The 25,275-nt window shown below is 49.5% G+C and carries 19 protein-coding genes; 3 read left to right on the top strand and 16 right to left on the bottom strand.

Annotated elements, in window-relative coordinates; all coding sequences use genetic code 11:
• Nucleotides 1-54: 54 nt before the first annotated feature.
• Both GWK09_RS00860 and GWK09_RS00855 read right to left on the bottom strand, forming a co-directional pair.
• Nucleotides 55-2,298 carry an NADP-dependent isocitrate dehydrogenase gene (locus GWK09_RS00860; RefSeq protein WP_163691136.1) on the bottom strand — a complete coding sequence of 748 codons (2,244 nt, stop codon included), beginning with the start codon at nucleotides 2,296-2,298 and terminating at the stop codon, nucleotides 55-57.
• 700 nt (nucleotides 2,299-2,998) lie between these two features.
• Nucleotides 2,999-4,312: a carboxypeptidase-like regulatory domain-containing protein gene (locus tag GWK09_RS00855; RefSeq protein WP_163691135.1), complete on the bottom strand. Its 1,314-nt coding sequence runs from the start codon at nucleotides 4,310-4,312 to the stop codon at nucleotides 2,999-3,001.
• Between the two features lie 523 nt (nucleotides 4,313-4,835).
• Here GWK09_RS00855 and GWK09_RS00850 point away from each other — a divergent pair.
• A complete protein-coding gene (locus GWK09_RS00850) occupies nucleotides 4,836-5,090 on the top strand; it encodes a hypothetical protein (protein WP_163691134.1) in 255 nt (84 codons plus the stop codon).
• Nucleotides 5,091-5,111: 21 nt separating this feature from the next.
• Here the strand turns inward: GWK09_RS00850 and GWK09_RS00845 are convergent, their stop codons facing one another.
• From GWK09_RS00845 to GWK09_RS00805, 10 genes are all read right to left on the bottom strand, one after another.
• Nucleotides 5,112-6,644, bottom strand: a complete 1,533-nt coding sequence (locus GWK09_RS00845) for an amidohydrolase family protein (RefSeq protein ID WP_239530782.1) — start codon at nucleotides 6,642-6,644, stop codon at nucleotides 5,112-5,114.
• A 35-nt stretch (nucleotides 6,645-6,679) separates the two neighbouring features.
• Nucleotides 6,680-9,196 carry a M14 family metallopeptidase gene (locus GWK09_RS00840; RefSeq protein ID WP_163691132.1) on the bottom strand — a complete coding sequence of 839 codons (2,517 nt, stop codon included), beginning with the start codon at nucleotides 9,194-9,196 and terminating at the stop codon, nucleotides 6,680-6,682.
• 96 nt (nucleotides 9,197-9,292) lie between these two features.
• Complete coding sequence (locus GWK09_RS00835) at nucleotides 9,293-10,510, bottom strand: sensor histidine kinase (protein ID WP_163691131.1); 1,218 nt, start codon at nucleotides 10,508-10,510, stop codon at nucleotides 9,293-9,295.
• Nucleotides 10,511-10,692: 182 nt separating this feature from the next.
• Nucleotides 10,693-14,055 (bottom strand): preprotein translocase subunit SecA, encoded by a 3,363-nt coding sequence (gene secA / locus GWK09_RS00830; RefSeq protein ID WP_163691130.1) that lies wholly within the window; start codon nucleotides 14,053-14,055, stop codon nucleotides 10,693-10,695.
• A 207-nt stretch (nucleotides 14,056-14,262) separates the two neighbouring features.
• Nucleotides 14,263-14,487 carry a DUF2795 domain-containing protein gene (locus GWK09_RS00825; RefSeq protein WP_013551418.1) on the bottom strand — a complete coding sequence of 75 codons (225 nt, stop codon included), beginning with the start codon at nucleotides 14,485-14,487 and terminating at the stop codon, nucleotides 14,263-14,265.
• A 134-nt stretch (nucleotides 14,488-14,621) separates the two neighbouring features.
• Nucleotides 14,622-15,197 carry a cob(I)yrinic acid a,c-diamide adenosyltransferase gene (locus GWK09_RS00820; RefSeq protein WP_163691129.1) on the bottom strand — a complete coding sequence of 192 codons (576 nt, stop codon included), beginning with the start codon at nucleotides 15,195-15,197 and terminating at the stop codon, nucleotides 14,622-14,624.
• 19 nt (nucleotides 15,198-15,216) lie between these two features.
• On the bottom strand, nucleotides 15,217-15,357 hold the full coding sequence (locus GWK09_RS14905) for a hypothetical protein (protein ID WP_204260340.1): 141 nt from the start codon (nucleotides 15,355-15,357) through the stop codon (nucleotides 15,217-15,219).
• 28 nt (nucleotides 15,358-15,385) lie between these two features.
• Entirely contained in the window at nucleotides 15,386-15,886 is a 501-nt protein-coding gene (locus tag GWK09_RS00815) for a hypothetical protein (RefSeq protein WP_163691128.1), read from the bottom strand.
• Nucleotides 15,887-15,912: 26 nt separating this feature from the next.
• Nucleotides 15,913-17,796 carry an ABC-F family ATP-binding cassette domain-containing protein gene (locus GWK09_RS00810; RefSeq protein WP_163691127.1) on the bottom strand — a complete coding sequence of 628 codons (1,884 nt, stop codon included), beginning with the start codon at nucleotides 17,794-17,796 and terminating at the stop codon, nucleotides 15,913-15,915.
• A complete protein-coding gene (locus GWK09_RS00805) occupies nucleotides 17,793-18,980 on the bottom strand; it encodes a lipoprotein N-acyltransferase Lnb domain-containing protein (protein WP_163691126.1) in 1,188 nt (395 codons plus the stop codon). The genes GWK09_RS00810 and GWK09_RS00805 overlap by 4 nt, the downstream gene beginning before the upstream one ends.
• Before the next feature lie 112 nt (nucleotides 18,981-19,092).
• Here GWK09_RS00805 and GWK09_RS00800 point away from each other — a divergent pair, with 112 nt between their 5' ends.
• A complete protein-coding gene (locus GWK09_RS00800; protein WP_163691125.1) occupies nucleotides 19,093-19,836 on the top strand; it encodes a CDP-alcohol phosphatidyltransferase family protein in 744 nt (247 codons plus the stop codon).
• A gap of 28 nt (nucleotides 19,837-19,864) precedes the next feature.
• Here GWK09_RS00800 and lptB read toward each other — a convergent pair whose 3' ends face one another.
• The 4 genes from lptB to GWK09_RS00780 are packed head-to-tail and all read right to left on the bottom strand — an operon-like array spanning nucleotide 19,865 to nucleotide 22,797.
• On the bottom strand, nucleotides 19,865-20,605 hold the full coding sequence (lptB, locus tag GWK09_RS00795) for an LPS export ABC transporter ATP-binding protein (RefSeq protein ID WP_163691124.1): 741 nt from the start codon (nucleotides 20,603-20,605) through the stop codon (nucleotides 19,865-19,867).
• A 53-nt stretch (nucleotides 20,606-20,658) separates the two neighbouring features.
• On the bottom strand, nucleotides 20,659-21,009 hold the full coding sequence (locus tag GWK09_RS00790; RefSeq protein WP_163691123.1) for a carboxymuconolactone decarboxylase family protein: 351 nt from the start codon (nucleotides 21,007-21,009) through the stop codon (nucleotides 20,659-20,661).
• Nucleotides 20,993-21,832 (bottom strand): twin-arginine translocase subunit TatC, encoded by an 840-nt coding sequence (gene tatC / locus GWK09_RS00785; RefSeq protein WP_163691122.1) that lies wholly within the window; start codon nucleotides 21,830-21,832, stop codon nucleotides 20,993-20,995. The genes GWK09_RS00790 and tatC overlap by 17 nt, the downstream gene beginning before the upstream one ends.
• Nucleotides 21,832-22,797, bottom strand: a complete 966-nt coding sequence (locus GWK09_RS00780; RefSeq protein ID WP_163691121.1) for a KpsF/GutQ family sugar-phosphate isomerase — start codon at nucleotides 22,795-22,797, stop codon at nucleotides 21,832-21,834. The genes tatC and GWK09_RS00780 overlap by 1 nt, the downstream gene beginning before the upstream one ends.
• 230 nt (nucleotides 22,798-23,027) lie before the next feature.
• Here GWK09_RS00780 and GWK09_RS00775 point away from each other — a divergent pair, with 230 nt between their 5' ends.
• The gene (locus tag GWK09_RS00775) at nucleotides 23,028-25,232 is read left to right on the top strand and encodes a RecQ family ATP-dependent DNA helicase (protein WP_163691120.1); all 2,205 of its coding nucleotides are present in this window, start codon (nucleotides 23,028-23,030) and stop codon (nucleotides 25,230-25,232) included.
• Nucleotides 25,233-25,275: the final 43 nt, after the last annotated feature.

Below are 25,275 nucleotides of genomic sequence, written 5' to 3'. Positions count from 1 at the left end.
CTAAAAATTAAAAAGTAAAGGACATCCCTGAGATCAAAGCGCATCATATCCGATTTAATTTTCTGGGTTTTGGGAGGAACCTATCTGTGAGAGGATATGGTTAAAGGTTTTGCTCGGCCTCATCGCCCTGGAAATCAGGGAAGGATCGGGTTTGTAGTAACCGCCTATATCCTGTTTCTTTCCCTGGGCATCCAGCAATTCCTTAAGGATCTCCTCGGATTTGGTATCGAGCATGCGGGCAACCGGTGTAAATATCTCCTTAAGTCTCTGGTCCTTATCCTGAGCTGCGAGTGCCTTGGCCCAGTACCAGGCCAGGTAGAAATGGCTGCCCCTGGTGTCGAGCTCCCCTACCTTCCGGGAAGGTGAACAGTCGTGGTTCAGGAAGTCTTCGGTGGCCACGTCCAGGCACTCCGCCAGAACACGGGCTTCCGGATTAGCATTTTTTTCGCTGTAAAACTCGAGTGAGACGGCCAGGGCGAGGAACTCCCCAAGGGAATCCCACCTTAAATGTCCTTCTTCAAGGAACTGTTCAACGTGCTTGGGAGCAGAACCCCCGGCACCGGTTTCAAACAACCCGCCGCCCTCCATCAGGGGAACTATGGAAAGCATCTTGGCACTGGTGCCCACTTCCAGAATGGGAAAAAGGTCGGTGAGATAGTCCCGAAGTACATTGCCGGAAACGGAAATGGTATCCTTTCCTTCTTTCAACCTTTTCAGCGTAGCTTTTGTGGCTTCCACCGGCGACATGATCTGAATGTCAAGACCCTGAGCATCTTCCCCGGGCAGGTATTTCTCCACTTTTTTGATCAGTTCCCGGTCGTGGGCCCTTTCGCGGTCTAACCAGAAAATTGCAGGGGTCTGGGTAGCCCTTGCCCGGGATACAGCCAGACTGATCCAGTTTCTGACGGGTTGGTCTTTCACCTGACACATCCTCCAGATATCGCCCTGGGAAACCTCGTGTTGCAGGAGGGTTTCCTTAGAGTAGGTATCCACTACCCTGACCATACCTTTTTCCCTGATCTCAAACGTCTTGTCGTGTGACCCGTATTCCTCGGCTTTCTGGGCCATAAGTCCCACGTTGGGTACGGTCCCCATGGTACGGGGGTCAAAAGCCCCGTTCTCCTTGCAGAAGTCAATGGTGGCTTGGTAGATTCCCGCATAGCTACTGTCCGGGATGACCGCCTTGGTGTCTTGTAGTTTGCCCTTACGGTCGTACATCTTTCCGGAAGTCCTGATCATGGCTGGCATGGAGGCATCTATGATCACATCACTGGGCACATGGAGGTTGGTAATGCCCTTGTCCGAATTCACCATGGCCAGCTCCGGCCCGTTTTCGAGGGATTCCTTTATGCCATTTTCTATCTCCTGCCGGTCATTTTCAGGAAGTCGCTGAATCTTTTCCAGGAGGCTTTCCAGTCCATCGTTGGCACTGATCCCCATAGAATCGAAGACCTTGCTGAATTTGAGGAAAACTTCGGAGAAATAGGTTTCCAGGACATGGCCGAAGATAATGGGGTCAGAAACCTTCATCATGGTGGCTTTCAAATGTACGGAGAACAATAGGCCTTGTTTCCTGGCATCGGCTACCTGTTCTCTGAGAAAGGACAGGAGGGCTTCCTTGCTGAGCACGGAGGCATCAACTATTTCCCCGGCTTTTACCGGGATATCGCCTTTGAGGAGGCTTTTTTCACCCTTGGCATTTTCGAATTCTATGGCAAGTACGCTGTTCTTTTCGAGGGTAGCCGACCTCTCATTGCTCCTGAAATCCCCGTGATCCATAGTGGCCACATGAGTTTTAGAATCCGATGACCATGCGCCCATACTGTGGGGATTTTTTTTCGCGTAATTCTTTATGGGTTTCGGCGCTCTTCGATCTGAATTGCCCTCCCTGAGTACCGGGTTCACGGCACTTCCCTTGATCTTGTCGTATTTGGCCTTTATATTTCGTTCCTGTTCCGTCCTGGGTTCATCCGGATAGACGGGTACTGGGAACCCTTTTTGCCTCAACTCTTCTATGGCCTCCTTGAGTTGCGGAATGGAAGCACTTATGTTGGGAAGTTTGATGATGTTGGCTTCGGGGGTTTTGGCCAACTCTCCCAAAACGGCCAGGTCATCCGAGATTCTCTGGTCCTCCTTGATAAATTCGGGGAAATGGGCAATGATCCTGCCTGCCAGGGAAATATCCTTTGTGGCAATCTCTATGTTAGCCGTTTTAGCGAATGACTTTACGATGGGCAACAATGACTGGGTGGCCAGTGCAGGTGCTTCATCCGTCAGCGTATACATAATTTTTGACATGGCAAGTGGTTTTTTTGCCCTCGGGCGTGCAAATATACAATTTTAATAAAGGTTGCAAAGGTGAAAAAGACCGGAGGGAAGGATATTGAAGGCCAATCTCAGGGAAGGATAAAACAAAAGCCATATCATTGTACAAGTACACTGACATGGCTTTCTAGAAACAGCTTGCTTTATCGCGGTTCTTTCGTCCCGGACTCCGACCCTGAGGTCGATCGCAGAGCTGTATCGACGTTTGAAACACAATCGTAACAATTTTTCAACTCTTACTAAATCGTATTTCTTTTTGTTGCTTCCGTATGAACTTGATTCATGCTTAACCCTGAGGTTTCACATGGGGGTCTGTCATACTTTTCCGGTGTCCGAGGATCGAGATCCTTTTCCGCCGGTATGTTTTTCTTCCCGGAGACCGAAATCCCCAGTCGTGAAAATGCCCATTGCAACAATATAAAGAACGTCAACTCTATAGTGATTTTCGGTTTGAAGCCGAAGGCATCTCCCTCATAACCACACTCAAATATAGATCAAAGATTGGATTTTACAAACGATGTAAGGGTTTAATAATCAACAACTTATAAACCTAAGTTATGAACAATTGTTTATAAGTGATTCAGGACCTCAGGGCCCTTCTCCTTGCAGGGTTGCATAAAGAAACAGGCCCAATTAGAGGACCGGTTCACCTGTATTCCCTCCTGTTTGGGGTTTATTCCTGTCTTTTCAACTGCCGCTGGATTTTCTTTATAGCGGATTCAATGGATTTCTCGGGTTCTATGATGTTGTATTCTCCCCAGAAATCCGGGTCCGAGAATCCAGAGGCTTCGTCGCTGAGGATCATGGTCGATTTAAGCCGGTCCCTGAAGCGCGGTTCCGAGAGGTCTGCGTTCTTTTCCCAGTCTGTGACCGCCATCTCACAGGTCATATTGTAGACGGTATTAAACAACTTCTTGTCCCAGTTGATCTTGAATTCCAAAACGGCATTGCTGTACCCGTAATACCATTTACCGTTCCTTTCGCGATAATCGACCCGGTAGGCCACCTCTTCCGGGTATACTCTTGCATTCCACGGTTTTTTCCGCACGAAGAGCCTGCTGGCCAGTTCCTTGTCAGTAATGTTCAGGGAATAAATGGCGCTGGTCAGCACCTTTTTCTCCACATCGATATACAATTCTCCCCGGTAGAGAGGCTCCAGGACGTCCTCTCGCTGGTTAAAGCTGATGACGTAGATAAGCCGGTCATTGATCCGGGTCGACCTGTCGAATCGGAAGTTGTAATTCTCTATACTCTCTTCCCCGAAGATGTATTCCGGGTACTTCATCACGTCTACATACAGTGCGTTGAATGGACCTCCCTGCAATTTCAGCACCAGGGTGTCGAGTTTGCTGTAGTCGGTGCTTTTTCTGGATTTATACATCTGTACGGCATCCCTCCTCGGGGAGGTATATGGCGTCTTGTAGATGGAGACCACGGCCTCTGAGAGAGATACATTCCGCCGCCTGCGTTTGATGGTCTCCCTGTAGAAAGCGGTCATCATGCTGGGGTCGTCCAAATAATTTTCACCCTTCCTCCTGAGTGTTTCCTTGACCAGGGTAACGGCATCCTTGGGTACCGTAACATTGACCTCAGGCAATTCGGTTACGAGTACATCCAGAGCAATGGTATTATTCTCGGCGTTCAGGGTAGAAAGAGGGATCGTCTTTGATCTGTACCCCAGAAAGCTCACCTCTACCGAAGTGCCTTCGATGTCTGAAGGCACCTTTAATAAAAATGCTCCTTCCGTATTGGTCACCGTACTGATGTTTGACCCGGATACCGTTAGGGAGGCAAAGACCAGGGGTCTGTTCGTTTCACTGTCTACCACTTCCCCCCTGTAGGAGGCGTAATTGGCCTCCTGATTCCCCATATCCTGGAAAGCAAATGCCCCGAAAGGCAATGAAATAGCAAGGATCAGCAAGAAGAGTCCGGACCGCCCGATCTTATTGCTCCCTTGTCGTAACCCAATAAAGAATATCTTTTTCATAGCATTTATTTTTTTAGAAAATTGTGAAAACTGATAGAAATCTGTACCCTGTGATCTACCCGAATCCAAAGGCTCCAAATAATCCTTTCCACCGGGCCGGACCTCACTTAATCAATAACTCACCGGTGATTTATTCACCATTGATTTATTCACATTTAAGCGGACATTGCTTCAATCAGGTTTCGTATACAAAAATACGACCATGCAACTGCTTAATCAAGTCCCTTAAAGATACAAAATTGATCTCGGTCAAATTCTTAAAAAAAAAAGGAGGGTTATACTTTTTTCGACGGGATTTGTATTTCCCGGGAGGTAGAGGCGGTATTGATGATCACATCATAAAAGCTACGTTGAAAAGACAAAAAACAGGCTGAGTGGTAGGAGTAGGAAATTACGGTCAACCCATAAATACAACCGTTCATCCAACATTTTTTCCTTTACCGAAAAATACCTGGCATTCAGCGATGTAGGAATGAAAAATCCATGAATTGGGGGTTATTTTAAGTGTAGAAACGCCCGAATCGTGAAAGCTATTTTAACCTTATGCCTGGTACTTGTGATGAGCGCAGGTACTCTTGCTCAAAATGCCCGAAACCATGCTGAAACTCAATATCATCAAATGGATCTTGTTCTGGATGGTAGGCCTGTTCCTCCTGTTTCTGATAAACAGATTGAGAAAGCTGATATCCAGAAGGTAGCCCGCCTGTACCGGTTCAAAAACGCCCGCGTGAAGGCCGAGCTTTCGTTCCGTACCAAAAAGAAAAATCTAACCGCTTAATAAAATTCAATATGACCCTCCTTATTCTTTTATTCCCGGTTGCCGTATTTGGTAGTTCCCTTCTCTTTTTTTCTCTTCGACCATCCGCTTTACGTCCTGTAAAAGTGCCTGTGCGTCGTAAATGATGCCGTCTTTTACCGTATAACGCACGCCGCCTACCCGAACCACCTCGTTGTCTTCAGTTAGCTTGATGGCCCCGGTCCCGTATAGGACCTTGAGGTTTTCCAGGGGGTTTTCCCCGACGATGGCAAAGTCGGCCAGCTTGCCAACTGTCACTGTTCCTATCTTATTGCTTGCTCCCAGTGCCTCAGCCCCGTTCAGGGTCGCACTCCGGATTACCTCCAGCGGATGGAACCCCGCTTCTCTCAGCAACTCGAGTTCCCTGATATAGGCGAAGCCATAGAGCTGGAAGATAAATCCGGAATCTGAACCGGTGGTCACCCTTCCTCCGCGATTTTTGTATTCATTGACAAAGGTCATCCAAAGGGTGTAGTTCTTTTTCCAGGCCACTTCCTGCTCTGTACCCCAATAATGCCAGTAGGAACCGTGGGAGATCTTACTGGGCTGGTAAAACTCCCAAAGGGAGGGCAGGGTGTATTCCTCATGCCATTCCGCCCTTCTTGCCCTGTGCAGGTCTCTGCTCGCCTCGTAGATATTGAAGGTAGGGTCCAGGGTAAAGTCGAGTTCCAGCAATTCATCCATCACCGCATTCCAGTGATCAGAATAAGGGGGAGCCGCCTGCTGCCATAACTTGCCTGCCTCTTCAAAGCGATGCTGTTCGTTGTTATAGTTGTAATCCAGGGGATAGTCCTGCACCGTCCGGTCTGTGAACAAGGCTTCCGGCAGGCCGTACCAGTGCTCCATGGAAGTGAGTCCGGCCCTTGCCGATTGCAGCACGTTCCACCGGGCCACATCCATCTGGGCGTGATGGCAGGCCGAACGCAGCCCCAGCTTTTTATTTTCATCGAGGGCTGCACTCATGATCTCCGGGGGTGCCCCAAAGAACTTGATCCCGTCCGCCCCTTTCTGGGCGTTGCTTCGGACCCAGGCCCTGGCCATTTCCGGTGTGCTGATTTCCTCCTTGCTCCCCTGACCAAATCCGGTATAGACAAAGATCCTGGGGGCAATGATCTCATTTTTAGCGCTTTTCCGTTTCAGGTCCATGGCAAAATCGATTCCTCTGCCACTGGGTTCTCTGACCGTTGTGATCCCATGGGCCATCCAGAGCTTAAAGACATAGTCGGGTTCTGCGCCCTGAGCCCTTCCACCAATATGGCCGTGCATATCCACAAAACCCGGCAGGAGATACATTCCTGTACAATCCAGTTCCTTGCCGCCGGGGGCCAGTTGAGGTCTCCTGGACGGGTCGATCTCTACCCCGGGATAGCCCACTACGTTTATTTCTTTGATAGTGTTGTTCTCCACCACAATGTCTACCGGGCCTATGGGAGGCGCACCGTTCCCATTGATCAGGGTTACCCCCCTGATGATCAGCTGTGAAAAAGGTCCGTCTCCCCCGGGAGACTGTGCGAAAGCAAAAAGGCCGAAGAGCATCCCGGCGAGGAAAAGGCAATAGGTTCTCATACTTCTTATTTAGGTACGTTAATGTGATTACCCAGGAATAGGGCATTGAGGAATAGACGGTTGGTCCCATACCAGGATCCGCGAAAATTGGGATTGTCTGCAAACATGACCACGCGGCCTCGGCCCAGTGGACTCACGATCAGGGAGGCAGATTTCACCAGGAACTCATCCCGGTTCTTGTCGGTGATAAATCCGTCGATCACCGGTTTCTGGGTGTATCTAGCTACCGTGGCGTATTCGTTCTTGCTCGGTGCCAACCAGACCGTATTGTTTTTGTAAACGGGTATGCGCTCCTTCCTGTAGCCAAAGGCGAGGGGATGGGTCAGGTCTAATTCTGCCTGCGCTATGATCCCTCCGACGCTTTCTTTTCCCAGGTTATCTCCTGCATCGGCGTAGGGTTTTCGCTCTACCACTGCAGAGGAGTCTTTTTTCTCTTCGATCAGGCTTTCGGCAACCAGCTTTTTGTCAATGGCCCATTTGGAAGCCGTTCCTATGGTGATGAGGGTGTTGCCCTTTTCTGCCCATGCTTTTATCTTCTCCATAAGTTTCTCGTCAAAGGAATAGGAACCCGAAACCATGACAAGGGTGTTGTACTTGTCGAGGTCCGCTCCCTTCAGGCTTCTGATCGGAATCTTGGTGATCGGCATATGGATCCTGGTATCCAGAAGATGCCATACTTCCCCGGCCTCATAGGATCGCACCCCTTCGCCTATAATCATGGCGGCCTTTGGGGGTTCTACGGGTTCTACAAACCTGCTGCCGAGGTCCACACCGGACACATTCAGGCCGGTCTGAACAGAATATACCGGGATGCTGAATTTTTGCTGGGCTTCCTGCAGCAGACTGAAGACCTCATCCTCATTTTTTTTCTGGAGCTTAACCGGGAGGATTAAGGTCCCGAAATTAAAGGTTTTATTTCCCAGGTTGGTCTCTGAGGTGAAGGTGCGGAAAGAGGCGGAAAGCACCAGGCCTTTGGATTGCAGGTAATGGAGGGCGGCCGGGGCGTTGTAATCGTCCCAGTCGATCAGGTAGGCATAGCCGGTTCGTTCTACAGGGGAGACGCTCACCAGGTTTTCCAGAGAGGTCACCGGGGAAGCATTTACCTCTCTGTTAAGTGGACTGTAGCTCATGTTGTAAAAGTTGGCGAGGGACCAGGCTGAGGCGTCATAGAATACGCTGTCCCGGTACCGGGTATAGGTCTCAAAGACCGTTTGTACCATGCGGTACTGTGGCTGCCTGGTGGGTACAAAAAAGGATCCGTCACCGTTTTTATAGACTTTTATCCTGTGTAAAAGGAGTTTATCTATAAAGGCCTTTTCTCGGTTCTTGTCATAGGCATCCCCGAACGCATATCCTTTGATGCGGGAAGCAGCAGCCCTTGATAGGGCAGATTTAAAGAAATCCTGCTGGTATTTCCTCAGATAGGCTTTGTTCTCGACGGCCGCTCTCACCGTGGTGATACTCGAAGTGAATTGATTCCGGATCGTAAAGGGAAAGGTGATCTCCCCATAAGCCGTAGTCTGTTTATGCCCTCTGGAACTTGCCTGTTCGAACAACAGTCCGAGGCCTCCCTGCAGGTCGGGATAGGAGGAACCGTAACCCGGATAGGTACCATCGAAGACTTCCTTGGTGAAGTACAGGGAACCGATACTGTCCAGGGCTTTTGCATAATAATCCCCGAAGAGGTTGTTGAGGTCCACGTAATTCTCCCTGGGCATGATAGGATCCAGGGAACCGTTGTCCTTCATGGGCTCAAAAAAATAGGTACTCTGGCTGCCCATTTCGTGAAAATCGGTGACTACGTTGGGATACCACTGGTGGTACCAGTTGAGTTTTCCCCTGCTTTCCGGATTGATCGCGAGGAGCCAGTCGCGGTTGAGGTCGAACCAGTAGTGATTCGTCCTGCCCCCGGGCCAGTATTCGTCGTGTTCGGCATCCTGGGGATCGGCCACGAGGGGGTTGCCCTGATAGCTGTTGGCCCACTGTGTGTGCCTGTCCCGACCGTCCGGGTTAATGGTAGGGTCTATAAAGATTACCGCATTCCTGAGGTACTTCTGGATCTCACCTGATTCTGAGGCCGCAAACGTATACGCAGCCAGCAAAGCCGCCTCCGAACTGGAAGGTTCGTTCCCGTGCACGTTATAGGCCAGGTTGATAAACACCGGAATCTCATCGTAATTGGAAACATTTTTCTCAGGATCGGTAAAAGCCAGGTGTTTCTCCTTAAGTGCCGGAAGATCAGAGAGGTTCCCCGGCGTACTCAGAATGAGCATGCCCAGGATCCTGCCTTCGTGGGTACGGCCGTATTCCTCGTAACGAGCCCTTTCTGATACCTCGGCGAGTTTCTTGAGATAGGCAACTATGAGATCGTGCCGGGTGTGGCGTTCTCCTATCCCGTACCCCAGAAATTCTTCCGGGGAGGGGACATTTGAATTAAAGGGTTTGTATTTTTCAAGGAAATACTCCTGGGAAGAAAGGGAGTTGGCCAGGCATAGCAGGGCCAGGAGAATGATTTTTCGCATGGTACTTAAATTAGTTAGCCCCTAAATATAAAGATAAAACCACAGAGGCAACTAAGATTAATCAGCCTTCCTTTACATCGTCTACAGAAGATCAATTTAGGCCACAGAGGGGAAGGGCTGGGGTTCGATCTCCCTGAACTTGACGATGTAGTTGGTCCCTTTTTTTGAGGGATCGCGGGTGATGGTCCCTTTGAGTTGCCTTGCGAGGTTGTGGATCAGTTTCAGGCCCAGGGAATTACTGTTCTTGAGGGTCATCGCATCGGAATATCCGCTGCCGTTGTCCCCAATCTCCAAAACGTAACTGTGTTCGTCTTCCTGTTCGATGGAGATATGGATCTCCCCTTCGTGATCGTCCTTGATCCCGTATTTCAGGGAATTGGTAATGGCCTCATTGATCAGAAGACCCAGGGGGATGGCGGTATCTATACCCAGTTCAATATCCGGAATGTCAATTTTCAGCGTCACTTTATTGTTAGCCCCTTTGAGTGATTTCACAAGATATTCGCTCAATTCCCTCACATAGGTGCGGTATTGTATCTTGGAAAGGTCCTCCCTCATATACAGCATCTCATGAACCATGGCCATGGAGATCACCCTGTTCTGGCTGCTCTTCAGGATGCTTTTGGTCCGGGCGTCTGAAATGCTTCTGCCTTGCAGGCTAAGGAGGCTGGAAACCGTCTGTAGGTTATTCTTGACCCTGTGGTGGACTTCCTTGAGCAGGGTGTCCTTTTCATCGCTTCGCGCCTGCATCTCCCTTTTTGATTTGTAGAGTTGATGGTGTACCATCATCAGGTCCTTGCCAAAGATCCCTCCCAGGAGGTACACCGTAAAAAGCACGCTTGTTAGGGCGAAGATATCCCGTACACCTATGGGTACCTGATTGGGCATATCGAGGGGGAGCAACCTGTTTTGAAGGAAAAGGAGGACCACCAGGCTGCATATGATAAAGAGGTAGGTTTTTCCGTGTGAGCGGGTAGAAGCATAACCAGCCAGTACCAGGAGGCCAAGGGCAAAGATAAACGGACTCGTGATCCCCCCGCTAAGAAAGACGACCAGGAGGGTGGAGACCAGGCTGGCGATGGAGGCTATATTATAGGTAAGGGATAAATTCCTGTGTGTGCGGTAGGCATAGGTGTTGGCCAGACTCAGCAGGGCGTAAAAAAGAAAGATATAGGAAAGCAGGGAGGTGATATCCAGCAGGAAGTAACAGATCAGGAATAAGGCAAGGCAGAGCACGGAGGTATAATTGGTTGCCTTGATCAGTAGTTTTTCTTTGTCCCTGAATCTTTCCTGGTCGATGTAGTTCTTTTTCATACGTCTCAATTTTTCTGATCCCGATACCTTGCCGGTCTGATATATAGAATCCTCTGTTGTAAAGCTACTTATGTTTTGGTAGATTGTCAACATTGCCCGGCCCGAAAGTTGTTCAAATCGTTTGTTAGAATAAAAAAAGGATAACCCGCGGGTTATCCTTTACAACAGCTTTCACTCTGCCTTCAATCTTCCACTAATACCCATTCCCCCTTGTTGATAAGGGGTTCGGCCTGCTTGAATTTAAGGGTTTTGCTTTCCCCGGACATGACATTTTTGATTTTCACCTTATCATTGCGTCCTATTTTCGGTCTTTCCCTGACGATGGTCTCGGTGACCTGGGGCCTGTTACCCTGGGTTTGCCCAGCCGCCCTGTTCCGGGCTGCCAGCTCATCGCTATTGGGGATCTCTTCCTTGGTGGTTTTCAGGTCTTCCTTGGATCGGCGAAGCGTTCTGGCCTCCTGGATCTCTTCAGTATTTCCGGAAGGCAGTTCCCCTTTAAAGAGGAAGGAGACCACATCCTTGTTTACCTTTTCGATCATCCCTTTAAAGAGTTCAAAGGCCTCGAATTTATAGATCAGCAAGGGATCTTTTTGTTCGTGCACGGCCAGCTGGACGGATTGTTTCAACTCGTCCATCTTGCGGAGATGTGTCTTCCAGGCCTCGTCTATGATAGCCAGGGTAATGTTCTTCTCAAAATCGGTGATCAGTTGCTTTCCGTTACTCTCATAAGCACTCTTGAGGTCCGTGACCACACTCAGGGTCTTGATCCCATCGGTAAAAGGGACCACGATGCGTTCATAGGAATTCGACTTGTCCTCATATACCTTCTTGATCACAGGGAAGGCCACGGCCGCACTGCGTTCCATTTTTTCCCTGTAGTGGGTATACACCTCTGAATAGATCCTGTTGCTGATCTCGAGGTAACTGAGTTTGGCAAACTCTTCTTCAGAGATAGGAGAGGTTATCGAGAAGTACTTGATCAGTTCGAATTCAAAATTCTTGTAGTCATTGGCTTCCTTGTTCACCTCGGAGATCACTTCGCAAGTATCGTAGATCATATTGGCGATATCCACTTTCAGACGCTCACCCTGAAGGGCATGCCTTCGCCTTTTGTAGACGACCTCCCGCTGGGCGTTCATCACATCGTCGTACTCAAGGAGTCTTTTCCGTATTCCGAAGTTGTTCTCTTCCACCTTTTTCTGTGCCCGTTCAATGGATTTGGTCATCATGGAATGCTGGATCACTTCTCCCTCTTCCAGGCCCATACGGTCCATCATCTTGGCTACTCTCTCCGAGCCAAAAAGGCGCATCAGGTTATCCTCCAGGGACACGTAGAACTGAGAACTGCCCGGATCTCCCTGCCTTCCTGACCTTCCCCTGAGCTGCCTGTCTACCCGTCGTGAATCGTGGCGTTCTGTGCCTATAATGGCGAGTCCGCCCGCTTTTTTAACCTCTTCTGATAGTTTGATGTCCGTACCCCTACCGGCCATGTTGGTCGCGATGGTCACTATCCCCGCCTTACCGGCTTCAGCGACAATATCGGCTTCTTTCTTGTGAAGTTTTGCGTTGAGGACGTTATGGGGGATCTTCCGGATATGGAGCATCCTGGAGAGCAGCTCCGAAATCTCAACGGAAGTAGTACCGATCAGAACGGGTCTTCCCTTCTGAGACAATTCGCTAACTTCCTCTATGATGGCATTGTACTTTTCCCTCTTGGTCTTGTATATGAGATCGTTCCGGTCATCGCGGGCGATGGGTCTGTTCGTCGGGATCTCCACCACGTCCAGTTTGTAGATCTCCCAGAGTTCCCCGGCTTCTGTAACGGCCGTTCCCGTCATCCCCGCCAATTTGTTGTACATGCGGAAATAGTTCTGAAGGGTGATGGTCGCAAAAGTCTGGGTCATGGCCTCGATCTTCACATTTTCCTTGGCCTCGATGGCCTGGTGCAATCCATCGGAATACCTTCGGCCGTCCATGATCCTTCCGGTCTGTTCGTCCACGATCATAACCTTGTTGTCTATGACCACGTATTCCACGTCCTTTTCAAAAAGGGTGTACGCCTTGAGAAGCTGACTCATGGTATGGATACGTTCGCTCTTCACGGCAAAATCCTTGAAGAGTTCTTCCTTCAGCCGGGCTTCCTCTTCGATCTCCAGGTCCTGACTTTCGATCCTGGCGATCTCGCTCCCTATATCGGGCATGACGAAGAAGTCCTTTTCTTGGTCTCCGGAGATGTATTCAATACCCCGGTCCGTCAATTCGATCTGGTTGTTCTTCTCATCGATGACGAAGAGCAGTTCGGAATCTACCACCGGCATCTCCCGGTTGTTGTCCTGCATGTAATAATTCTCCGTCTTCTGCAGCAGTTGTTTTATACCCTCTTCGCTGAGGTATTTGATCAGGGCTTTGTTTTTAGGCAGTCCCCTGTGTACCCTGAGCAAAAGCAGCCCCCCTTCCTTGGTATCCCCTTCTGAGATCTTCTTCTTGGCCTCCGCCAGGACGGCAGTGAGGTGTTTTCGCTGTTTCTCTACGATATCGAACACCTTGGGCCTGAGTTCGTTGAATTCGTGCCGGTCTCCTTCGGGCACAGGACCTGAAATGATAAGCGGGGTTCGGGCATCGTCTATGAGAACGGAATCCACCTCATCCACAATGGCGTAATAATGAGGTCTCTGCACGAGATCTCCGGGGGTATGGGCCATGTTGTCCCTAAGGTAATCAAAGCCGAATTCGTTGTTCGTGCCGTAGGTGATATCGGCATTGTAGGCAGCCCTTCTTCCGTCTGAATTGGGGCGGTGTTTGTCTATACAGTCTACGGTGAGACCATGAAATTCAAAAATGGGTCCCATCCAGGTACTGTCTCGTTTGGCCAGGTAGTCGTTCACGGTAACCAGGTGGGTTCCTTTTCCGGGAAGGGCGTTGAGATAGAGCGGAAGGGTAGCGACCAGGGTCTTTCCTTCCCCGGTCTGCATCTCTGCCACTTTCCCCTGATGGAGGGCGATCCCTCCGATAAGTTGCACATCGTAGTGCACCATGTCCCAGGTGACCTCTTTTCCCGCGGCATCCCAGGAGTTCTTCCAGATGGCCTTATCGCCTTCCAGGCTCACATAATCCCTTGAACCTGAAAGGATTCGGTCATTCTCCGTGGCGGTCACTATCAGGGTCTCATTATCCTTGAACCGCCTGGCGGTCTCCTTCACTACGGCAAAGGCCTCGGGAAGAATTTTATCCAGGGTGTCCTGGGTGACTTTATAGGCTTCCTCCTCCAGTTTGTCAATCTCGGCGTACAATTCCTCGTTTCTGTCTATATCTGAGGATTCATTGACTTCGGTCTTGAGATTTTCGATCTGCTCATTGAGAGAGGCACAGGCCTCGGCGATGACTGCTTTAAAAGCAGCTGTTTTTGCCCTCAATTCATCATGGGTCAATGTCTGGAATTGCGCGCCATAGGAATTGATATCATCGACCAGCGGTCGCATTTCCTTGACGTCTCGTTTGGATTTATCGCCGACAAAGACTTTTAAAACACTATTTAATAAACTCATGGAATTCTTGTTTTCCACATCCCTGTCTAAGGCGGTGAAATGGGCAGGAATGCATTTTTAAATCGATATTTTTCCGGTATTCACGAACATTGAACAGTCAAAAGCCGTTCCACTTTTACCCTACGCGGTAATTCTGTTATAAGCCTGTCAAAATTACATAAAAAAAAAGCCTCCGAAGAGACTTTTTATAGCTATTTGACGATTCCTTTAATATTCATCCTCATTCCAGAGGTAATCCTCTTCAGTAGGGTAATCGGGCCAGATCTCTTCTATGCTCTCATAGATTTCTCCTCCTTCTTCTTCCATGGACTGAAGGTTTTCCACCACTTCCAGGGGTGCTCCTGTCCTGATCGCGTAATCGATCAGTTCATCTTTTGTGGCCGGCCAGGGTGCATCGCTGAGGTAGGATGCCAGTTCTAAGGTCCAATACATGGTAAAAAGTATTATTTTTAAATTTTTGCAAAAATAATTTTTAAACCCAGACAGTCAAGTTTTTCAAGGTTTATTTACATTATTTTTTTGAAATCTCAAATTATTATAGTCATAACGCCCAAAAAAGCAATTTATTAGCCCTTTTTCTCGGGAATCCACTTGATCTCATCAGCGCCGAGGTCGTGGGAGATGGCACGGGCCAGGACAAAAAGGTAGTCAGACAGTCTGTTCATGTAGGAGAGGACCTCAGGGTCAAAAGGCTGGTTCTCGTGTAAGAGGCACGCCATACGCTCTGCTCTTCGGCACACGGTTCTGGCAATATGACAGTATGACACCGCCGGATGTCCGCCGGGAAGGATAAAGTGCGTCATCTGGGGCAGGAATTCTTCCATGCGATCCATTTCATTTTCCAAGAAAAGGATCTCTTCCGGACCTATCTTCGGAATGTTTAGCCGCTCCTTCCCACTCTTCAGGACCGCTTTTTCGGGATCGGTCGCCAGGATAGCCCCTATGGTAAAAAGCTCCTTCTGTACCTTCATCAGGACTTCTTTGTATGAATCCCCGATTTCCTGGTCGCGAATGAGCCCCAGCCAGGAATTCAATTCGTCCACCGTTCCATAACTCTGGATTCGGATGTGGTGCTTGGGGACACGGGTCCCTCCAAAGAGGGCAGTCATTCCCTCGTCTCCTGTTCTTGTATAGATCTTCATACTGTTAAGTGAGGAAGGGTTAATCCTTTCTCTTTTTGCGTTCGTACCCGTCCATGAATTTACGCGACTTCCGATCTTTGGACCTCTTTCGGTTAAAGGCGGAAAGGGCGATATAAATGACGGCCACCAGACCTAAAACATAAAAGATTGTGTTATCCATAGCCCTGAATTCCCGTAAAATTAAGCCATTAAATCCTAATGCGGAAATGTTGCTTTACCTGTTCCCGCCTGAGGAACAGCAGACCGCCAAAGTAATAATCGATGGATACCGTGATCCTGGGATCCCTGCAAAGCGTTTCCCAAATGGATCGCTCTTTCTTTCCTTTATGAAGATCGTCCACCAGGATCATGCTGTCGTTGTGGCATTGGGAAAGGAGGGAGTTGAAGTCGACCCGGACTATCATTTCCCTGCTGATCACTACGAGATCGTAGGGAGGATCCCCATAGGTCAGGTTCGGGTACTGCTCTTTCAGGAGGGCCCGCAGGTTTTGGTGATCTCCGGAAAGGTGCAACGATCGGAAATTAAAATAGGCAATGCTTTTCAGGACTATTTTTTGCGATCTCTCCCCGGGTCCCGGCCCTCTTTTGTAAAGGCAGCGGGTAAGGTACGCAAATACAAAGGGGGAGTGTACCCCGTGTTGGTTGGTCGACCTGAAAAGGAACTTGAGATAGGACCAGAATCTGGGCATGGGATGCTTTTTTCTCGTTAGATTCCTTATTTCTCTGCCTGTATCGAGATCTCGATCCAGCGCTCGGTCTTTTGGTCAATCAGGTCTTCGGTCTCCTGCAGGGACCTGGACAGGTTGGCGATCTCATCCGGAGTGATCTTCGGGTCGAGGAAGGCATTCTGCATTTCGTTTTTTCGCTTTTCCAGGTCCTGGATCTCTTTTTCCAGTTGCTTGAATTCCTTCTGTTCCGCATAGGAAAGGCCACTGCGTTTTCCTTCCTCACGCCAGTGGTTCTTTTCTGCTGAGGATTTGGTGTTCTCCTGTGCCTCATCTTCCTTCCTCATGCCGGCAGAACTGTCTTCGTAGGCCCTGAAATCGGAGTAGTTGCCCGGAAAATCCTCTATGACACCTCCCCCCCTGAATACAAAAAGGTGGTCTACGATCTTATCCATAAAGTACCGGTCGTGGGAGACCACTACCAGGCAGCCTGGGTAGTCCAGCAAGAAAGATTCCAGCACATTCAGAGTTACCACGTCGAGGTCGTTCGTAGGCTCGTCCAGTATCAGAAAATTTGGGTTTTTGATGAGGACAGTGCAGAGATACAGGCGCTTTCTCTCCCCTCCGCTGAGTTTTTCCACATAGTCATACTGCTTTTTCCTGTCAAAGAGAAAGCGTTCCAGGAGTTGCTGGGCGGAAAGCTGCTTACCTTTCTTCAAAGGGATATATTCCCCGATCTCCCGAATCACTTCGATCACCTTTTGTCCTTCCTTTACCTGGATGCCTTCCTGGGTATAATACCCGAATTGTATAGTCTCCCCTGTGGTGATCTTCCCCCCGTCCGGGGTGGCCTTGCCGGTCAGCAGGTTGAGGAAGGTGGTCTTTCCCGTACCGTTGTTGCCGATGATACCCAATCGTTCCCCTTTTAGGAAAGAATAACTGAATTTGTTGAGAATGGGCGTATCGGGGTATGCCTTAACCACATTGTGGAATTCCAGGATCTTACTGCCCAGGCGCTCCATGTTGATCTCTAGTTGTACCTGGTGGTCTTTCCGCCTTTGAAGGGCCCTGTTCTTGATATCGTGGAAGTCGTCTATACGCGATTTGGATTTGGTGGTCCTGGCCTTGGGTTGCCTCCGCATCCAGTCGAGTTCCTTCTTGAACAACTGTTTGGATTTGTGTAGTTCGACGGCATCCTGTAGTTCACGAGCCTCCTTTTTTTCGAGGAAATAACTGTAGTTGCCCTTGTAGGAATACAATTTGCCCTGGTCTAATTCCAGGATCTCGTTGCAGACCCTTTCGAGGAAATACCGGTCGTGGGTCACCATAAAAAGGGTGATGCTTTCCCTTGCAAAATAATTCTCCAGCCATTCGATCATCTCCAGGTCGAGGTGGTTCGTCGGTTCGTCCAGGATAAGGAGGTCCGGTTTGTTAAGCAGGGCATTGGCCAGGGCGATCCTTTTTTTCTGCCCGCCCGAAAGGGTCTCTACCCTTGCATTCAGGTCGGTGAGCTGCAGTTTAAATAGAATCTGTTTGTACTGTGTCTCAAAATCCCAGGCATTAAAACGTTCCATCGCCTCGAAGGCCTTTTGGTACTGGTTCTGGTCCTCCGGATTTTCCAGGGCCCTTTCGTAATTGTGTATAACCTTGAGGACCTCATTGTCTGAGCGGAAGATCGTCTCCTCCACGGTGATGCTGCCGTCTAGTTCCGGGTCCTGTTCCAGGTAGGAGATCCGAATTCCCTTCCGGGTATTGACCATCCCGGTGTCTGGACGGTCCTTTCCTGCCAGTATATTCAGGATGGAAGTCTTCCCGGTCCCGTTTTGGGCAATGAGTGCGACCTTTTGTTGGGCATTAATACCGAAAGAGAGATCGGAGAACAGAACGCGTTCCCCGAAGGCCTTTGAGATGCCTTCCACGGAGACGAGATTCATAACGAAGTGGGTTCAATTCGCCTGGCGTGGTACAGCAGGAAACCGTACCTCAAGCCGAGGGTTAGGAGCAGAACAGCTGCGATAGGTGAAAAATGCTGAATGCCAATTGCCCAGACAAGGACCGAGATCGCCAGTAAGATCAGGAGGAGGATCAGATATGGGCCTGCCCAACGGGGCAGTTTTTTAAATCTGATCAGGAAATAAGTCAGGATAAGGTTCAGGGGAAAGGCCCAAAGGACATTCAGATTCAGGGCGGTGGCCGTGTGGTCCGTAAAGAACCAGAGGAAGACTATCAGACACCCCGACAACCCTGTCAGGAGGAAAAGGAGGATATCCATTACCCTGCTCCTGACTTTATTCCTCAGATCGATATAGGTGATCGTGGCGGTAAAGAGGAATAGCAGGCCTGTCCAGAAGAGGGGGGAGGAGGTAAAGTAGTTTCCCCGGTTCTGGAGGTTGTAATCAAGAATGGTCCGTTCCCTTGCCACAATGGGTTTTTCACCCACCAGGGTGTGTTCTAACTGAAAATAGACGTATTCTGGGAGGAACATATGCTGCTTGTAGGTCGCCTCACGGTCTATCACAGCCCCCAGGGCAAGGTCGATCCCGAAGCTCGACCATGAGTTCCTGACGAGGTTCTCCTGTATGAGGTCCCTGAAAGACTTGTGACTATCCTGGAGGTAGTTGGTGAACACGATCTCATCGCCCAAAACGACCTGAAGTACCTCGGGGATCTTGGTAGAACAGTTCTCCAGGAGGAAGTCGTATTTATAATCCCTGTTTTGGGGTTTGTAGTTGTTCTCCAGGAAGGCGAAGACCTCGTTTTTCTCATTCGGCGTGAGATCGAGGATCTGTTCCTTTACCCAGCGGTTCTCCAGTTCATAGGCGTACAAGAAATTTTCAAAACGCTGTTTACTCAGGGAATACAGCAACTTCCCCCTGGCGAACTTACTGTAAAAATTAGGGGTGTTGAAGTTGAAGGTCCCGTAATTATAGATCCAGTCAATTCCCTTTTCCCGGTCCTGAAGTCTGAAAGCGCTGTGTCCGAAAGTGGAGTATAACTCGGACCCTGGCCCGCAGGTGATCACACTGATTACCGATTTATCAGAAAGGGGTTCGGCCTGTGGTCTCAGGGGTAGTACAAAGAACAGGATCAGAAGAAAAATAGACTGTTTCAGGGTCATCAGGCAAGGGCTGCTTTAGGTGATCTCCGGTATCCCGGCAAATATCTGAATAAAAAATGTGAGAAAACAGCGTACATAAAATTTATACTATTTTAGCGGGAAAGAACCTGCGTTGAAAAAAAACATCCCTAACCTGCTCACCCTTCTGAACGTTCTGGCCGGATCTGTGGCGGTCGTTTTTGCCTTGAAGAATCGTTGGGACCTCATGGCCGCGTTCGTTTTAGCCGGGTTGGTCTTTGATTTCCTCGACGGTTTCAGCGCCAGGGCCTTAAAGGTTCAGAGCAAACTGGGGCTGCAACTCGATTCCCTGGCCGACATGGTTACCTTCGGCCTTGTACCCGGCATCGTCATGTATCAGCTACTATCCCTCAGCCTGGGGGGATCCCCGGACCTGGGACCGGATCAGGTCACCAAGGCGGTATCTTTTTCCCACCTACTCCCTTTTGCCGGATTTGCGGTAACCCTTGCCTCGGCCGTGAGGCTGGCCCGGTTCAATCTGGACGAAAGACAGGCTACCTACTTTATAGGCCTGCCAACCCCTGCGAATGCCCTTTTGATTGTATCCCTGCCGATGATACTGCTATACAACGGGAGTGACGCCCTCAACCAAATTATCATGAATCCCTGGTTCCTTTTGGCTCATACGGCCCTCGGCAGTTATCTCCTCAATGCACCCATCCCTTTGTTTTCACTTAAATTCAAGAACTGGGATTTCAAGGACAATGCTCTGAGATATGTATTCCTTTTTGTGAGCCTGATCTGTATCGGTACGATGAAATTTCTGAGCGTACCCGTCATCATCCTGATCTATCTCCTGAGTTCTCTCATTTTTTTCCGGGATAGGGACAGATCCTGAGCGGTAACTTACCGTTGTGATAATCCGACTAGTATTGCAGTTTTTTCTTGCGAAGTTCGAAGTTCTGCCCCAGGTACACCTTCCTTACCATTTCATCTTCGGCCAGGACTTCCGGAATCCCTGATTTCAGAATACCTCCTTCAAACATAAGGTAGGAGCGCTCCGTGATGGCCAGGGTCTCCTGTACGTTGTGGTCGGTGATCAGGATGCCGATATTCTTGTCCTTCAACTGGGCTACAATACGCTGTATGTCCTCTACTGCGATCGGATCTACGCCGGCAAAAGGTTCGTCGAGCAAGATGAATTTGGGGTCCGTCGCCAGGGCCCTGGCGATCTCCGTGCGCCTGCGTTCACCCCCGGAAAGTAGGTCGCCACGGTTCTTTCGTATGTGCCCGAGCCCGAATTCCTCTATGAGTTGCTCCATCTTCATGTACTGTTCTTTCTTGCTGAGCCTGGTCAGTTGCAGTACACTCAGGATGTTTTTTTCAATACTGAGCTTGCGGAATACGGAAGCTTCCTGGGCAAGGTAGCCGATACCGTTTTGAGCCCTCTTGTACATGGGATATTTCGTGATCTCCGTTTGGTCCAAAAAGATCCTTCCCCCGTTGGGTTTGATCAAACCTACGATCATGTAGAAACAGGTAGTTTTACCCGCTCCGTTAGGACCCAGCAAGCCAACGATCTCACCCTGGTTCACTTCCAGGGAGATCCCTTTGACCACCTTTCGGCCCCGGTAGGCCTTCATGATATTTTCGGCTCTAAGTTGCATATCGGTTCAAAACTAAGGTATTATCGAGGGAGGAGAAAGGAATTACGTTTTTTTTAACCTTCCTGCTCCTCCAGGGCTTCCCAGAATTCATAAGCCCTCCTGAGGTGGGGTACCACGATGGTGCCGCCTACAAGTGTTGCGATGCCCAGGGTCTCCATGACCTCTTCGGTGCGGGCTCCTGCCTTGCGCGCGCTTTCCAGGTGGTACTTTACACAGTCGTCGCATCTCAGTACTGCAGAGGCCACCAACCCCAGCAGTTCCTTGGTCTTTACATCCAGGGCGCCCTCTGCATAGGCGTTGGTGTCCAGGTTAAAGATCCTCTTGATGAGTTTGTTGTTCGCCCCCAGTAGTTTCTCGTTCATCCTGGAACGGTAGGCATTGAATTCTTCAACTTGATTTGGCATATTTCTTCGCTTGTTTCGCTTCCCGTTTCAATACGTAAGCAGAGATATAGATACTGAGCTGATAGAGGATCAGCACAGGTATGGCCACGATGATCTGACTGGCAACGTCCGGAGGGGTGATGATAGCCGATATAATCAGGACGATGACCAGGGCAACTTTCCTGTATTTCTTGAGGATCTCAGGGGTAACCAGTCCCGCTTTGGTAAGGAAGAAGATGACGATGGGTAGTTCAAAGATAAGTCCACACGCGATCACCGCCGCACGTACAGTGGAAATATAGGAGCTGAGGTCGATATCGTTATATACTTCCGGACTTACCGTATAGCTTCCCAGGAAGTTGATCGAAAGGGGAGCCACCACGTAATATCCGAAGAGGACCCCGAGGAAGAAAAGCATGGAGGCTACAAAGATGAAACCCCTTGAATTCCTGCGCTCTTTCTCATAGAGACCGGGACTGATAAAGCGCCACATCTCGTACAACACGTAGGGAAACGCTATGATGAATCCTGCCCAGATGGAAGTCCATATGTGGGCGGAAAACTGACCGGCCATCACGCGACTCTGTATCCTGAACAATGGCTCATTACTGCAGAAAGCCTCACTGAAACCGAGCATTTTAGAGAGTTTACAGAAAAGGGCGTAGGTGGGAAAATCGGGTTTTTTGGGCCCGAAGATCACCGTGTCAAAGATAAAGTCCTTCATCAGGAAGGCCACGAAGCCTACAATGACAACCGCCAAGGTGGAGCGTATCAGGTGCCATCTCAGCTCCTCGAGGTGGTCGAGGAATGACATTTCGTTCGGGTCCTTTTTTTGCTTAGCCATTACAGGATGCCTTCATTAATGAGGTTGTGAAGGTGGACCACGCCCATGTACTTGCCGTCTTTTTCCACCAGCAATTGAGAAATTTCATTGGATTGCATCTCCTTGAGGGCCTTGACGGCGAGGACATCGGGTTCAATGGTCTTGGGATGTGTACTCATGATGTCCCTGGCGGTAAGTCCGTTGATGTTTTCGTATTTGTTTAGCATGCGCCGGATGTCCCCGTCCGTGACCACACCCACCAGTTTTCCCTTGCTGAGTACGGCGGCCACACCCAGCATTTTTTCCGAGATCTCTACGATCACTTCCTTTACAGGCGAGTGATCCTCGACCTGGGGCACCATGTTCTTCGAAGCGATATCAGACACCCTCAGGTATAATTTCTTTCCCAGGGTCCCCCCGGGGTGGAACTTGGCAAAATCCCTGGAACTGAAGCCCCTGAGTTCCAACAGGCAAATAGCGAGGGCATCCCCCATGACCAGTTGGGCCGTGGTGCTGGTAGTAGGCGCCAGGTTATTCGGGCAGGCTTCTTTTTCCACATAGGTGTTCAGAACAAAATCCGCCTGTTCGGCCAGGAAGGATTCCGTATTGCCGGTAATGGCGATCAGTTTATTGCCGCCAGACTTGATCAGGGGTACCAGTATCTTGATTTCGGGGGTATTCCCGCTTTTGGAGATACAGATCACCACGTCCTTCTGCTGTATGGTCCCCAGATCCCCGTGTATCGCATCCGCTGCGTGCATAAAGATGGCGGGCGTACCGGTGGAGTTCAGGGTAGCGACGATCTTGGAGGCGATCAAAGCGCTTTTCCCCACTCCCGTGATAACGACCCTGCCTTCTCCCTCATAAATGTATTCCACTGCCTGCGCAAACTCATCATCAATCTGGGAGGCCAGGTTTTGTATGGCATCTCCTTCGATTCGTATGGTTTTTTTAGCCAGCTCCAGTATGGCTTTACTCTTTCTCAAGACAGGGTAGGTGATTTCGTGATTAGGAATGCAGATTTTATATCCAAGGGTAATATCAATCTAAAAGAATGTATTATATTTAAGAAAACAAAATTAGCAAACTTATTTATAGGGTATTCTAATACTTCGAGAAAATACTACTGCGACCCCGAACAAACATGTAGTTTATAAAAGCTTATAGTGGAGAAGATGAATCCATATGCCAGTGGGATTAAGTAAAAATATTGGGAATGGTATTGAATGATACGGAACTGCAGACCTCTCTTAAAAAATATTTTGGATTTACTACATTTAAAGGCCTTCAGGAGGATGTGATCAAAAATGTGATCGAAGGCAACAACACCTTTGTGATCATGCCGACAGGGGGTGGTAAATCCCTTTGCTACCAATTGCCTGCCCTTCTCAAGGAAGGCACGGCCATCGTGGTCTCCCCCCTGATCGCCCTGATGAAGAACCAGGTCGATGCCCTCCGGGGAATCTCGACCAACGAGGACGGGGTTGCCCACGTACTGAATTCTTCCCTCAATAAATCCGAGGTGAAGCAGGTAAAACAGGATATCAAGGAAGGGGTAACCAAACTGCTGTACGTCGCCCCTGAATCCCTTACCAAAGATGAGAACGTAGCTTTCCTTCAATCGGTAAAGATCTCCTTCGTCGCAATTGACGAGGCCCATTGTATCTCTGAATGGGGGCATGATTTCAGGCCTGAGTACAGAAATTTACGGCCTATTATCGACCGGCTTGGGGAAGATATCCCCATCATCGGGTTAACGGCTACGGCCACGCCCAAAGTGCAGGAAGATATCGTCAAAAACCTGGGCATACAGGACGCCAAACTTTTTAAGGCCTCCTTCAACCGGCCTAATCTGTTCTACGAGGTCCGTCCAAAGACAAAAAATGTAGACTCGGATATCATCCGCTTTGTAAAGAAAAACCCGGGCAAGTCGGGCATCATCTACTGCCTTAGCCGAAAGAAGGTGGAAGAGCTGGCTCAGATGCTGCAGGTTAACGGCGTGAGTGCAGTTCCCTATCACGCCGGTTTTGACAGCAAGACGCGGTCTAAATACCAGGACATGTTCCTCATGGAGGATGTAGACGTGGTGGTCGCTACCATTGCCTTCGGTATGGGTATCGACAAACCGGACGTCCGCTATGTCATCCATCACGATATCCCCAAAAGCATTGAGAGTTATTATCAGGAAACAGGCCGGGCAGGGCGAGATGGGGGAGAAGGGCACTGTCTTGCCTTCTATTCCTATAGAGACGTTGAAAAGCTGGAGAAGTTCATGTCTGGGAAGCCCGTGGCCGAGCAGGAGATCGGGAACGCCCTGTTGCAGGAGATCGTGGCCTATGCAGAGACCTCCATATCCCGGAGGAAATTCATCCTCCATTATTTCGGTGAGGAGTTCGACGAGGTGAACGGGGAGGGAGCAGACATGGATGATAATGCCCGCAATCCCAAAGAGAAAGAAGAAGCCGGTCACAGCCTGGTGAAGTTACTTAAGGTGATAGAAGGGACCAAGGAGAAATTCAGGTCCAAGGAGATCGTCAAGACCCTGATAGGATCCACCAACGCACTGATCGCTTCCCACAAAATAGATGGGAAGGCTTTTTTTGGCTCCGGCAACGAGCACCCCAAGGAATACTGGATGGCCCTCATCAGGCAGGCGCTGGTAGCAGGGTTCCTGAGAAAGGAGATCGAACAATACGGCATCCTGCATATCACTGAGGAGGGGAAGAAATTCAAGGAAAACCCATCCACCTTCATGATGACCAAGGACCACGTCTACAATGAAGAGACGGACAATGCCATTGTGAGTGCCGCCAAGAAATCTGCGGGAGTAGCCGATGAGCAACTCCTGAAATTGCTGAAAGACCTCAGGCGGAAAGAAGCCAAAAAACTGGACGTGCCTCCGTTTGTGGTGTTCCAGGACCCTTCACTGGAAGACATGGCCCTGAAATATCCTATCAGCATGGAGGAAATGATCACCATCCACGGGGTAGGGGAAGGGAAGGCGAGGAAGTTCGGACAACCCTTTATGCAGCTGATCTCGGATTACGTGGAAGAACACGATATTGTCCGTCCGGATGACCTTGTGGTCAAAAGCACGGGTGCGAATTCAGGTCTGAAACTCTACATCATCCAAAACATAGACAGAAAGCTACCCCTGGATGACATTGCGGCCGCCAAAGGCTTAGAGCTCTCGGAACTGGTCAAGGAAATGGAGCAGATCGTCTTCAGCGGGACCAAGCTCAATATAGATTACTGGATTGATGAGATCCTGGATGAGGATCAGCAGGAAGAGATCCACGATTATTTTCTGGAAGCGGAGACTGATAACATAGAGGCTGCCATGAAGGAATTCAACGGGGATTACGAGGATGAGGAACTTCGCCTTTACCGCCTGAAGTTCATGAGTGAAGTGGCCAACTGAAAAGTACTGGATTTCCCATAAAAAAAACCCCCGGGCAACCGGG

This window comes from Muriicola jejuensis (assembly GCF_010671595.1).
Lineage (GTDB): Bacteria > Bacteroidota > Bacteroidia > Flavobacteriales > Flavobacteriaceae > Muriicola > Muriicola jejuensis.
This window is presented reverse-complemented; position numbering and strand designations above follow the sequence as displayed.